The sequence below is a fragment of the Methylobacterium sp. Leaf93 genome (assembly GCF_001422345.1).
Classification (GTDB): Bacteria; Pseudomonadota; Alphaproteobacteria; order Rhizobiales; family Beijerinckiaceae; genus Methylobacterium; species Methylobacterium bullatum.
On sequence record NZ_LMMS01000030.1, the window covers coordinates 1 to 12,797 of the forward strand.

Annotated in this window: 11 protein-coding genes and 1 pseudogene; 7 read left to right on the top strand and 5 right to left on the bottom strand. The window is 65.4% G+C overall.

Features of this window, described 5'->3' with window-relative positions:
* Positions 1–99: pseudogene (locus tag ASF26_RS19895) on the top strand (IS5/IS1182 family transposase); the annotation flags it as partial.
* A gap of 177 nt (positions 100–276) precedes the next feature.
* On the opposite strand, the gene ASF26_RS19900 reads toward ASF26_RS19895, so the two are convergent.
* From ASF26_RS19900 to ASF26_RS19920, 5 genes are all read right to left on the bottom strand, one after another.
* Complete coding sequence (locus ASF26_RS19900) at positions 277–447, bottom strand: hypothetical protein (RefSeq protein WP_244476010.1); 171 nt, start codon at positions 445–447, stop codon at positions 277–279.
* A gap of 185 nt (positions 448–632) precedes the next feature.
* Positions 633–2,450, bottom strand: a complete 1,818-nt coding sequence (locus tag ASF26_RS19905) for a DUF262 domain-containing protein (protein ID WP_082477718.1) — start codon at positions 2,448–2,450, stop codon at positions 633–635.
* A gap of 399 nt (positions 2,451–2,849) precedes the next feature.
* Entirely contained in the window at positions 2,850–3,188 is a 339-nt protein-coding gene (locus ASF26_RS19910; RefSeq protein WP_056258258.1) for a DUF2958 domain-containing protein, read from the bottom strand.
* A gap of 144 nt (positions 3,189–3,332) precedes the next feature.
* A complete protein-coding gene (locus tag ASF26_RS19915; RefSeq protein WP_056258261.1) occupies positions 3,333–4,469 on the bottom strand; it encodes a hypothetical protein in 1,137 nt (378 codons plus the stop codon).
* Positions 4,470–4,918: 449 nt separating this feature from the next.
* Positions 4,919–5,143, bottom strand: a complete 225-nt coding sequence (locus tag ASF26_RS19920) for a hypothetical protein (protein WP_056258265.1) — start codon at positions 5,141–5,143, stop codon at positions 4,919–4,921.
* A gap of 965 nt (positions 5,144–6,108) precedes the next feature.
* Between ASF26_RS19920 and ASF26_RS19925 the strand changes: the two genes are divergently transcribed.
* The 6 genes from ASF26_RS19925 (at position 6,109) to ASF26_RS19950 (ending at position 12,779) form a co-directional block, all read left to right on the top strand.
* Positions 6,109–7,620, top strand: coding sequence for a sigma 54-interacting transcriptional regulator (locus tag ASF26_RS19925; protein ID WP_244476011.1), 1,512 nt, complete (start codon positions 6,109–6,111; stop codon positions 7,618–7,620).
* A gap of 212 nt (positions 7,621–7,832) precedes the next feature.
* Complete coding sequence (locus ASF26_RS19930; RefSeq protein ID WP_056258272.1) at positions 7,833–8,384, top strand: OsmC family protein; 552 nt, start codon at positions 7,833–7,835, stop codon at positions 8,382–8,384.
* Between the two features lie 59 nt (positions 8,385–8,443).
* Complete coding sequence (locus ASF26_RS19935; protein ID WP_056258276.1) at positions 8,444–9,640, top strand: acyl-CoA dehydrogenase family protein; 1,197 nt, start codon at positions 8,444–8,446, stop codon at positions 9,638–9,640.
* A complete protein-coding gene (locus ASF26_RS19940) occupies positions 9,637–10,971 on the top strand; it encodes an FAD-dependent oxidoreductase (protein ID WP_056258279.1) in 1,335 nt (444 codons plus the stop codon). Before ASF26_RS19935 ends, ASF26_RS19940 begins: the two co-directional genes overlap by 4 nt.
* A 10-nt stretch (positions 10,972–10,981) precedes the next feature.
* Complete coding sequence (locus tag ASF26_RS19945) at positions 10,982–11,932, top strand: MBL fold metallo-hydrolase (RefSeq protein WP_156463058.1); 951 nt, start codon at positions 10,982–10,984, stop codon at positions 11,930–11,932.
* Positions 11,933–12,011: 79 nt separating this feature from the next.
* Positions 12,012–12,779: a sulfite exporter TauE/SafE family protein gene (locus ASF26_RS19950; protein WP_056258284.1), complete on the top strand. Its 768-nt coding sequence runs from the start codon at positions 12,012–12,014 to the stop codon at positions 12,777–12,779.
* Positions 12,780–12,797: the final 18 nt, after the last annotated feature.

Sequence of the window (12,797 nt, forward strand, 5' to 3'; positions counted from 1 at the left end):
CTCAAAGACTTCCGTCGTATCGCCACCCGATACGACAAGCTGGCCCGCAACTATGCCTCCGCCGTCGCACTCGCCGCTGTCATCGCCTTCTGGTGCTGATTGAGTCCAGACCCTAAAAGTTGTTGGACTGCGATTGTCCGCGTTTTGAGAGAACTGCCATTTCGCTTCAGTACAGGAAGTGGACATTCTCAGGGGAGAAATGGCAATGCGCATCAATAAGTGATGATTTATCAATGGTTTACGACGGATTGCTGAGCCAGGCGAATTTTGGGGAGCCTAGTCCTCCCCCACGATCTCGGCCGCCGCGATCAGATTGACCTGCCCCTTCCGCTCCCCGCGCATGCGCAGGAGGAACCCGCGCTGAAGATACGCGCTGATCTCGTCGTCTCGCACGGCGATCTGATTGGCGGCATGATGCTTGACTCTGCCGTGGGCGGGGTCGGCCATGCGAAAGAAGCCGTCGCCGAAGCGGTGGGGCACAAATCGCTCGCCGTCTGGTGTGACGCGCACGAAGCGCGCTGCTGATCGGGGGGAAATTGTGGGTATGGCAGACGACGGCTGCGGCGCCTGAAGCTGCCCGGTGTCACAGGACAAGGCGGTGATGCCGGTAGTGGTGGTGGCATCACCGCCGATCAGTTTCCCACCGCACTCCTCGTCAGGGCCGCCGGTACCGGCGGCGCTGCGCCCGCCGGGTCGAGGTCGAGCTGTCGTAGACGCTGTCGGATCAATTCCTCGCGTGCGGCGACAAACTCGGGCAGCGCGCTAACCTGCCAGAGCGCTGGATCCTTTGGGATCAGATGCCGATCTAAGAACGCGACATCGCGAGTGCGCAGCCATTGTTCGAACGGCAAGTTGCTCTTCTCAAGGTTCTCGCGCGCGAGCAACAGTTCCAGGTTCCCCAGCCGGTTCACGCTGTCGAGGATACGTTGAATGAGCGGTTCCGCTAGGTTCTGGGCAGCGAGCGCCTTTCGGTCCGCAAGCGATCGCGGGATGATGTGGTCGATGTGGTGCGGCGTCGAACCCCAAGCCTGCGTGTCGTAGAGGAGCGAGAGCGCCAGGAAGCAGGTACGCTTACCGTAGCCGACGTCGAGGACACCTTCGATGTTGTTCTCGTCGAAAGCGATCGCTCGCCCGCGCGAGGCCAGGCCCTCAACAAGAGCGCGGTGGGGGAAGTCCCGCCCCGTCTTTAACGCCTCCTGCAGAATTGCACGTGCCACGCCGATCGTCCGGTCAGAGCTTCCGCCGAACACGCCATTTAGGAGGCTACCGAGCAGCCACTGGTGGACGTGTCGTGCGTTGGAGGCCTCAAACGGTGTCGAGCCGTCGAGATTGCCGCCGCCGATTCTATGGAGGTAATAGGCGATCGGCAGGAGCGCATTGAGCGAGGTCAGCGTCTCCCCGTCGATGCCGAAGCGGTTCACGAGTCGCAGCGTCGCTTCAAGACTCGCTTTGATGCGCGTCCAGTTTGCCTCGATGCGCGCGAGGTTGGGCGTCGTGAAGTTGCCAACCTTGTAGCGCTGATCTAGGTCGCACAGCACGAGGCAGGACTTCATTACGAAGTCTTTGTCGAGCCGGTTCTTCGCGTCGAGCCCATCGTTCAGGTGGTCAACGAATGTGTAGATCTCCTGACGGGCGCTGACACCTTCCCACTGCGCGGTAATCATCGATAGCAACAGGTCGGACTTGCTTAGCTTCGTCCCGCCGTCGTTGGCGCGGATGAAGATATCGAGTACGCGGTCGTAGGACTGATCTTTCTCGGTGTAGTAGGCAATGACCTCGTCTTTCCACACCATACGGTAGAGTCGGTCGAGGGTTTTTTCGACAATTCTCCCCTGCGCCTTTGTGGACGTGTCAGGCAGGGCATCGACCATCGCGTCCTTAAGCCGATCGAAAGCGTCGTCGCTGATGCAGTCGAGGATGCGTCCGACCTTCAGCCAGAGGTGCTGGGCGTCGCTCTTCGGCTCCTGCTCGAAAAAACGCAGTCCGTAGGTGATGCCGAGGTCCTCGTCGTCGGATACCGCGTCATCGGTGGCTGGGTCCTTGAGAAGGTCAAGGTAGAGACGCTGCCGGCTCCAAGAGTCGGGGTTGTGTCGTCGACCGTACTTCGCGCGCACTGAGTACGTACCACGCAGGCCAATGAGCAGCGATGTCAGGCGCTGCTGACCGTCGAGGACGAGGTTGATGTCGCGTCCGTCGGGCTCGGCCATCTCGTTGTGTGTGTCGCCGTGGCGGAAGTTCTCGATGAACTTGTAGATCTCCCAGTCGGTGCGCCGCTCGGGTCGGATCTCCCAAAATAGAAAGGAAGAGATTGGGTACCCCTTCAGAAGGGAATCGAACAAGGCGACGATCTGCTCGGGCTGCCAGACGTAGGGGCGCTGGATTGCGGGCAGGAAGTAGCTTCGATTGATCTGATCGAGGACGCGACCGATGGTGGACGAGACGTAAGACATTGCGGAGCTAAACGACCATCATGAGGATGACGGACTAGCTGCCAAGCTTCCGGCGCGGCGTCCATCGGCGTTTTCAGAATTTGAGGTGGTGTGGCTTCCGCGTGCGGACGACAGCTTGACGCTACCGCTACCGCTACCCGCACGAACCGGCCGGCTAGCTAGGGGGGATAGCCCTGTTGAGGTGGTGGGGCTGAGCTACAGGTCGGCGGTGGCGATGAAGGGGCGATCCGGGCAGAACTGGCGCGGTTCGGGTTCCATAGTTTCAAACACTTAGACTGGGCTGATTTCGCGAGAATTGTGAGATGTGGTCACTCGAGGGGGCGGGTGACCGGTGGCGTTGTGTAGCCGTGTTTGCTGCGTCGGTGTGGTGGGCCGCCGGTCTCGATGAAGGGCGGTTGTTTAGGTCGTGATGCGGCCAGCTGCCCGCGCTTCCCTCGCGTATTGGGACAGTGGCCGGTCTGGGGTGAAGTGGGCGTCGCGCTCGATAGGTAGACGAAGGCGGCCGCGGATTGCGTGCAGTTCGCTAATGAGAACGTAGCCGAGTTCCGGGCAGCCGTGGCCGATGTCGCACAGGCCGAAGGCGCGGTCGGGCTCGGTTGGGTCGAGTTCGCTGAGGAGACAGGTGCCGGGGCCGTCGGGCATGAAGAGCCTGATGACCGGGGGCGGGTCGAAGTTGGGGTCGTGCTGCGACTTGTGTCCGTTCGTGAGCAGTTGGCTGCGGTCGGCGTCCGTAATCATGTTGGCGGTGGTGTTGGTTCGCACCTTCGGGGGTGGGTTGGGTTGGTGGCATGCGGTCCCCGTCCTGGCCGTTGGGGGCCGGGACGGAGTCGGTTCGCGGTGATATCGGATGAAGGGGCGGCCGGTGGCTGCTGGTGTCAGATGTCAGGCCGCGGTGGCTGTGGCCGGGCGGCGGGAGCGGCGGGCTGACGTGGCGGCGGCTGTGAACAGCGTCTCGGGGACGGTGTCGAGATGAAGCTCGCCGTCGACCAGCCAGAAGTCGGTGTAGCGGCGGTGGAGGTTGCGGGCGTGTCCGGGCAGGCCGGCGGCGGCAATAGCTGTAATCACGCGTTCGAGGGTGAGTGGGATGAAGGGGATGCGCCCTGCTTGAGCCGATTGGAGTTGGCGGGCGTAGGTCGTAGCTGCGGCGTGGGCCAAATGGTTGTGCTGGGGGGCGATGAACGCGAGGACGGCGTAGTCCGCGAGACCTTCGTCCAGGATCGTGGCCGCGAGGCAGTGCTGCCGGAAGAGCTGCTGGCAGGGGTTGGTTGTTAGGGTCGGGGCGGTGGGGTCGATGAAGAGGTCGGTGGTCGGGGCGAGGGTCGTGTACCGGTCGTTGAGCCGTGGCGCGGGTTCGTAACCGCTCTCGCTGTACTTGACCTCGATGCCGATGAAGACCCGGTCGCCTGTTGCCGAGTGGCCGCGGATCGCGAGGTCGAACGCGGTGCCGTCTGCTGTGAAGCGGGGGTCGCCGCGGCCAGGGCTGTGCTCGAAGATGAACTCCGTCACCTCGGTCATGACGCCGGGGAACAGGTCCGCGACGAAGCGGATGGCGAGGGCGGGGTCGCGTTGCAGCAGGGCGAAGAGGTTGAAGGTCAGGGGCTGGGACGAGAGCAGGTTGGTCTTGAGGCGTTCGACGTTATAGACGGCGCCAAGTTCCCGGTAAGCCAGGGCGCGGGCGACGGTCGGCACAATGTCGGGATGAAGGAAGTTGGCGCCCTGGTCGCCGGCCGTTGTGCTGATGCGGGAGCCGAGGCGGCGGCGCTTGCCGGTCGTGCCGGCCGGGAGGTGGCCGGTGGGCAGGTCGTGGTCCTCGCGCCAGAGGGCCTGAAGGAAGCGGGCGGCGGCCTTGAAGCGGTGGTCGGCGGGGATGAAGACGTGGTGGTTTCGGCGCTGCGCCTCGGGGATGATCGGCAGGATGGTGAGCGGTCCGAGCCCGGTGGGGTCGAAGGCGTCGAGATGGGTGGACGAAGGGGTGTGGTCGCTGGCGGGGGGCAGCGGGATGAGGGCGTTGTGGGCCATGAGGAAATCCTGACATGCGGCCGCGGTGGTGCGGTCAGGTCAGGATTCCCGTTGATGGTCGGATCATGAACGAGAATGGGCGGCAGTGGCAATGGCGGCGTGCCGGACGAAGGATTGGTGGTAGCGGGGTGCCGGATCGGTGTTGGCTGAGTGGGCTGGGGGACGTGCCGACGTGGTGGCTGCGTGGGCAGCGGGCAGGTCGTAGGTGGCGTAGGGGCTGGTCGTACGCAGTGCCAGCGGTCGTACGTAGGGACGTAGGTGGTTGGGTGCATGCCGGCGCCTACCGGACGGCTACGTGCCGTACTCGCTATCCCATCCGGTATTCGAATGCCCTAATTCTTTTATAGCGGGTTCGAACATTCGAAAACACACGGTTGCGCCTGCTCCCTCTGCAGCGTTGCGCCGGTGTGTTGTCCGTCTCGCTGGTGCGCCGGATGTGGCGACGCCGGTTACGCGTCCTGCTTCGGCCTTGTACGGGCGACGAGGCGGTCCATCGTGTGGTCCGCGAGATCACGCAGCGCATGGGCCATCTCGTCGAGCCAGAACGGCTCCAGGCGATACCGAATGCGCAAGACCAGTTCGGTCTGGTTCTGCCCTGATCTTGAGCGGATCGGTGCCCAGTCGAACGAGAGAGCCAATCCGGTCCCGTCATCTTCCTGTTCGGAGTCGGTCATTCCATCCGTGGTGGCCGAGAATCGCTGACGCGATATGGTGGTCGTCCATAGAGGGCATCGTTCTTCGATTGCGCCGTCAGCACGGCGAAGCATGAGTGCTCCTCGATCACCCCGCACGGCAGAGAGGCGGATACCGACGAGGGGAAGCCGGAAGGAATCCGGGCGTAACGCGAAGAGATTCGGTCCCTTTAGAACCGACCAGATCGTATCGTTTGCCACGCCGAGGGTACGAACGATCTTGATCGTACCTTCAATGTCAGCAGGGGCGATACGGCGTCGAAGCATTGTGAGCCATCCAGTCGAAGGGACGCCTCACCGCAGCTTGATCCGATGCACGATGTAAGGGGAAGAGTTGGGCGGGACAGAGTACCTGGCCCGAAAGCTTGAGTGTAAGGGGTAGGCCGATGCGTCGGTGTATGTAGCAAGCTTACGGTGAGGCGCTGCCGAACATGCTCGGCGACGCTCGTATAATCGTAAAGCTTAAGATTGGATAGTTCTTCGCTTTGCAGCGATTGTGTCTACCTCCGCAGGACATTGCGCCAAAGCTATATCGTCCGCTGAAGGAGAAGACGGGGCCGCATTGCTTATCGCGGATGTTGTCCAGCTGCAGGAGCCGTCCGTCAACCTTTTACTGACCTTCGGAATGTCCGCTTCGCAAAAAATTGAGTGTAAGCGACATAAGGCTTGGCTAGATGAATTGTTGCCAGTCCGTCGTCGATATGAGACGAAAGCAGAAAACGCTGGTATGACAGCTCACAATCCCCCTGTAGTTGCGGCGACCGACAGGGCGGCCTTCTCTCACTTCTTTCCTGACTGTCCTCTTTATCTGTTAGCACGAAGCTTGCAAATTGGCCGACCTTCGAGTGGGAAGCGCGAGGTGCATTTAGGTGACCAATAGACGTGGGAGCAAGATTGCATTGAGCGCGCACTGGCGCACACAGGAAATGTTCCTTCTTCAAGAAGTCATGAACCTGATCGGCAAAGGTATCCGCCTCGACCACGTCGCACGAGAGATGCTGCATCTCCTATCCGAGATCGTCGGGCTCAACCGCGGTCGGATCGTCCTGAAGGACCCGAACGGGGATGGCTATCGTATCGCGCATTCCTATGGCCTTACGCGCGCGGAGGTCGAGCGTGGCGTTTACGCTCTTGGAGACGGCATTACCGGGCGCGTCATCCAGGACGGCCATCTCATCATCGTCCAGGACATCGATAAAGATCCGGCCTTCCTCAGGCGGGCCGTCGAACGCGCCAAGCTTCCGCAAGGGATCGTCTCGTTCCTGGCGCTTCCGATCCGGGTGGAGCAAAGAACGGTGGGCGCCATCGCCTGTCACCGGATCCGCCACCGTGAGAGGGCGCTCTCCGACGATCTCACCATCCTGCGCATCATCGCTACGTTGATCGGTCAGCTGCTGACCCTAAACGAGCGCGTCGAGCAGAAGACGCGCGCGCTCGAGGAACACAACGACATGCTGGCGCGTGAGCTTCGCATCAAGCGGGCTCGCTACGGCATCATCGGCACGTCGCCAGCGCTCCTGCGCGCCCTCGCTCAGGTCGAGAAGGTCGCGAGCGCGACGGCGAGCGTCCTGCTGCTCGGCGATTCGGGAACCGGCAAGGAACTGTTCGCGCGAGCGCTCCATCTCGCCAGCCCGCGGCGGGGCAAGCCCTTCATCAAGGTCAATTGCGCGGCCATTCCCGAAACCCTCTTCGAATCCGAGCTGTTCGGCCACGAGCGCGGCGCGTTCACCGGCGCGGTCGAGGCCCGCGCGGGTTGGTTCGAGCAGGCGAGCGATGGCACCATCTTTCTCGACGAGATCGGCGAGATGCCCGCCCTCCTCCAGACCAAGCTGTTGCGGACCCTTCAGGAGGGCACCGTCGTGCGCCTCGGGGGCAAGCGCGAGATCCGGGTCGACATGCGCCTTGTGGCCGCGACGAACCGGGATCTCGCGGGAAACGTCGCGCAGGGCCGCTTCCGCGAAGACCTGTTCTACCGCCTCAACGTCATCCCGATCACGCTGCCGCCGCTCGCGGAGCGACGGGGCGATATTCCCGATCTCGTGCTGCATTTTCTGACGCGGGCGAACCAGGAGAACCAGCGGAACGTCAACCTGACACAGGCCGCGATCGCTTATCTCGCTCGCCAGCAATGGCCGGGCAATATCCGGCAGCTCGCGAATTTCATCGAGCGAACGGTGCTGCTGTCGAGTGAGGGCGTGCTCGATGTGGACGACCTGCGGCCGATGCTCGGAGACGCCGCCCGGACGTCGATTGCCCTCCCCGGCTCCATGGAAAGGGATTTCCTGGCCGCCCCAATGGCGACGATCCGCCCCTATCTGTCGGCCGACTCGCACGGACACGAGCAATTGCGCCTCGCGCTCACCCAGGCCGGGGGGAACAAGACCCGGGCCGCGCAGAGACTCGGCCTCACCGAGCGCCAGTTCTCCTACCGATGGAGGAAGCTTCAGCCCGCGCCCTGAGCCGGACCGACAAAGTTCGACAATGTCGACATAGTGTCGACATTCGGCGGGGCGCAGATCTGGACGAGCGAACCGAGACCCTCATTAAGTTACTGCTGCATAAGGCTTTTCAAAAAGATTGAGCGCACGGCCGCCCTGGCACCGGCCTTGCGCATCCCTCCTCGAGCCGGCCCCAAAAACGAGTGGGGCACGTGCAGCAAGAGGAGCTAACCATGAGCGCCAGCGCCGCCCCGACGACCCTCACGACCTACCTGCGTCCGATCGATCGCGACGGCCTCGCCAAGTTCGCCGAGAAGGGCCGCGCCAATCCCGGTTCACGCGGGACAAACAAGGTCCACACCGTCGTCGACGGCCAGTATCGAACCCTCAGCTATGTCGGCAATCACCAGCCGGTCGTCGTCGACGAGCCGTTGCACCTGTTCGGTGAGGGTACCGCCCCGGCACCCGGCGAGATCGTGCTTTCGGCGCTGGGCGGCTGCCTTGCCGTCGGCATCACCGCCGTGGCGACGTGGAAGCAGGTGCGCCTGTCGCGCCTCGAACTCCACATCGAGGGCGACATCGGAAACCCGGCCGCCTGGGGTGCGGGCGGTGCCGAGAAGAAGCCGGAGGAGATGGGCTTCCAGGCGATCCGCGTCGCCGTGACCATCGAAGGCGACGCGACACGCGAGGAGCTCGACGAGATCGTGCGCCACGCGAATGTCTATTCGCCGGTCGCCAACTCCATGCGCAACCCGATCCCCTTCGACATCGGCTTGGCCGACTGAAGCCGGAGGCGGGACCGGTCGGTCCCGCCCCGTCCGATCCCTTCTGAGGAGATTGCACGATGTCGAGCGCCCCCGCTCTTCGGCTGGCCGATGACCCCATTGCGGTGGCGCCACGCGTCACGCCCGCCGCTTCCGAATGGACGGATGAGACCGTCCTCGCCGGAACGACGGCCATTGCAGACGGTCCCCTGAGCGCGGCAGCGGCCAAGATCGACCACGGGGCCTACCCGCTCGACATCATGGCCGGGCTCGGTGGCGCAGGCGCTCTCGGCGTCCACCTCGACCGGCACGGCACCCGCGTCGGCCTCTCCATCGCCGCCATGCAGGCGGCGAGCCGTGCCTGCGGTGCCACCGGCTTCCTGATGTGGTGCCAGAACGTCTGCGGCCTCTACCTGGAACAGTCTGGCAATCCCGCCCTGACGGGGGCCATTCTCGACGACCATGCCGCGGGTCGCACCTTCGGCGGCACGGCCCTCTCCAACCCAATGAAGGCCTTTGCCGGAATCGAACCGATCCTGCTGCGCGCACGGCGCGTGCCGGGCGGTTACCGGGTCAACGGTATGCTGCCATGGGTCAGCCACATCGGACCGGGGCAGTATTGCGGCGCCATCGCGGGTGTCGTCGGCGCGGGCGACACGATCAGCCACGAGATCATGTTCCTGCTGCGCTGCGACCGGGCCGAGCTGCGGCCCTGTCCGCAATTCTCCGGCATGGAGGGCACCAGCACCTGGGGCTTGCGCCTGGACGAGTACTTCGTCGGCCAGGACGAGCTGATCGCCGATCCCGCCCGCCCCTTCATCGGCCGCATCCGAGCCGCCTTCATCCTGCTTCAATGCGGCATGGGCCTCGGCGTCGCGGAGGGAAGCCTCGATTCCATGATCGCGGTCGAGGAGATCCTCGGGCACGTCAACCAGTTCCTCGACGACCGCCCCGGACAGATTGCGGCCGAACTCGCCGAACTCCGCACCCGAATTCTAGAGCTCGCCGAATCCCCCTATGACGGCTCGAACGACTACCTGATCGACGTGCTCGACGCCCGCGCGCAGACCTCCGAGCTCGCGCTTCGCGCCTCGCAATCCGCCCTGCTCCACCAGGGCGCACGCGGCTACCTGATGTCGGCCGCGCCCCAACGGCGTATCCGCGAAGCGCATTTCGTCGCCATCGTCACGCCCGCCATCAAGCATCTGCGCTGGGAGATGGCCCGCCTGTCGCGGGAGATCCTTCCGTCCGATACCCGCGAGGGAGGCCGGGCATGACCGCGCTCGCGCCGACCGACGGGCTCGGGCCCTGGAGACAGTTCCTCTGCCGGGCCTGCGGCCTGATCTACGACGAGGGCGAAGGCGATCCCGATAGCGGGCTGGCTCCCGGCACCCGCTTCGAGGACATCGCGGAGGATTGGGCCTGCCCGATCTGCGGCGTCACGAAATCGGATTTCGAGCCCTATCAGCGGCGGGCATCCGTCGCGCCCGCGCCCGTTCCCCTCGTCCGGCAGCGCCGGCCGGGCGTGGTGATCGTCGGGGCCGGCGTGGCGGGCTGGAGCGTCGCCGCGGCGATCCGCGCCGAGGATGCGCAGGTTCCGATCACCCTGGTGACGGCCTGCAGCGGCGACGTCTACCACAAGCCGGAACTCTCGGTCGCGCTCGGACGCGGCATGTCACCGGACACTCTGCGCCGGGAGAGCGGCGCGACCGCGGCGGCCCGCCTCGGCCTGCATCTTATGCCCGACACGGTAGCGGTGGGCCTCTCGCCGGATCGGCATCGGCTGCGGACGACCCGTGGCACCCTGGCCTACACGCAGCTCGTTCTCGCCCACGGCGCCCGTGCGGCATTGCCGGCATGCCTCGACCCCACGCTGTGCTGGCGTATCAACGACCTCGCGGCATGGTCCGCCCTGCATGCCGAACTCGGGCGCGGTCCTCGCACCGTGGCGGTGATCGGCGCCGGCATGGTCGGCTGCGAACTCGCCGAGGATCTCACGCGTGCCGGTCATGGCGTCACGCTCATCGGCGCCGGGACGCTTCCGCTGCCCGAACTCCTGCCCGCGATGGCCGGTCTTCGCCTCCTGGCGGGCCTGGAGCGCCTGGGCGTACGCTACCGTGCCGGCACCCTGGTGACCGGCCTGAGCCGCAGGCCGGACGGCCATGTCACGCTCGCCCTCTCGGACGGCGGGGTGCTGGACGCCGCCACCGTGGTCGCGGCGACGGGCCTCGCCACGCCCTCGCGGCTCGTCCGTGGAGCCGGCCTCGCCTTCGAACGTGGCATCGTCGTCGAACGGTCGACGCTGCGGACAAGCCGACCCGACATCTTCGCCCTCGGCGACTGCATCAGCATCGACGGCCAGCCCTGCCGTTACATCGAGCCGGTCGCACGGCAAGCCGAGGCGATCGCGCATGCCATCGTCGGCCGGGCGCATCCGGGCTACGCGCACGCCGCACCCGTCATCCGCCTGAAGACGCGCTCCGCGCCGGTCGAGCTCCACGGCATCCCGGTTCCGGGCGCCCCCTGGCACGTCGTCGAGGACACGGAACGCCGCCTTGCGATGGAGCAGCGGCACGACGGCGGCACCACCGCCTGGCTCGCAGCCTGAGGAGTCGCCGATGACGAGCGCCGTTCCCGCACTCGATCCCGTTCTCTCGCAGGCGCACGAACAGGTGGCGGCGACCCTCTCGGGCGCTGTTCCCCGACCTGTCGTGCAAGGCTTCTTCGACGAGCCGACGAACACCGCGACCTTCGTCGTCCACGATCCCCAAAGTCGTTCCGCGGCGGTGATCGACAGCGTCCTCGACTTCGACCCGGCATCCGGGACGTTGTCCTACGAGGCGGCGAACCGGGTCGTCGCCTCTGTGCGCGCGCAGGGCCTGACGGTGGAGTGGATCCTCGAGACCCACGTCCATGCCGACCACCTCTCGGCCGCCCCGTACCTTCAGGAGCAGCTCGGCGGACGGCTCGCGATCGGCCGTGGCATCGTCCAGGTCCAGGACGAGTTCGGGAAGCTCTTCAACGCCGGCACCGAGTTCGCCCGCGCCGGCGCGGAGTTCGACCGCCTGTTCGATGACGGCGACCGTTTCGCGGTCGGCGGGATCGAGGCCCTTGTGCTCCACGTACCGGGTCATACATCCGCCGACCTCGCCTACGTGATCGGGGACGCGGCCTTCGTCGGCGACACCCTGTTCATGCCGGATTACGGCACGGCCCGTGCGGATTTCCCCGGCGGCGACGCCCGGCAGCTGTTCCGCTCGACCCGAAGGCTGCTGGCGCTTCCAGACATTACGCGCCTGTTCCTGTGCCACGACTACAAGGCGCCCGGCCGGGACGAGTTCATCTACGAGACGACGGTGGCCACTCAGCGGGCCGAGAACGTCCACGTCCGCGACGGAATGGCGGAGGACGATTTCGTCGCGATGCGCACCGCGCGTGACCGCACCCTGAAGGCGCCACGGCTGATCATGCCGTCGATCCAGGTGAACATGCGCGGCGGACGCCTGCCGCAACCGGAGGCCAACGGCACGCGCTACCTCAAGATTCCGCTGACGACGGTCCGGTCATGAGCATGGGCGAAGCGCTTGGACCGTCCCCGGCGCGGGTCTTCCCGCAGCGCCCGATCCGGCCGATCGAGGGGAGCGGGTGTTGACGCTCGAACCTGTGCAATACGCTCTCGGCGCGAGTTCCGGTTCGCTGGTCGGGCTCCTCCTCGGGCTGGTCGGCGGCGGCGGCTCAATCCTCGCCCTCCCGATGCTCATCCACGTGGTGGGGTTGCGCAACACCCATGTGGCGGTGGGAACGGGCGCTTTCGCCGTCGCCGCCTGTTCTCTTGTCAACCTCGTCGGCCATCTTCGGGTCGCCCGGGTCCCGTGGCGCGCGGCGGGATTGTTCGGGGCGGCCGGCATCGTCGCCGCGTTGCTGGGCGCGGATCTGAGCAAGCAGTTCGACGGGCACCGCCTGCAGTTCCTGTTCGCTCTGGTGATGCTCGCGGCGGCGGGCCTGATGTTCAAGCGACGGTTCGCACCGGCCACCGCGCCGATGGAGGTCACTCGGGAGAGTGTGCCCAAACTCGTCGGCTACGGAAGCGCCACGGGCCTGCTGTCGGGCTTCTTCGGCATCGGCGGAGGCTTCCTCATCGTCCCCGGACTCGTCGCCGCCACCGGGATGCCGCTGGTGAGTGCCGTCGGCTGTTCCCTCGTGGTCATCACGGCCTTCGGGGTGACGACCGGGCTGAGCTACGCGCTGTCCCACCTCGTGGATTGGGCCCTCGTCCTGGCTTTCGTGGCCGGGGGAGCGGGAGGCGGCCTCATCGGCCTTCGTCTTCGTTCCGTCTGTATCGCCCGCAAGGGCGCGCTGGACACGGTGCTGGCCGCCATCATCGGAGGCGCGGGGCTGGTGATGCTGATGCGGTAGATCCGAGCGCAACGAGGG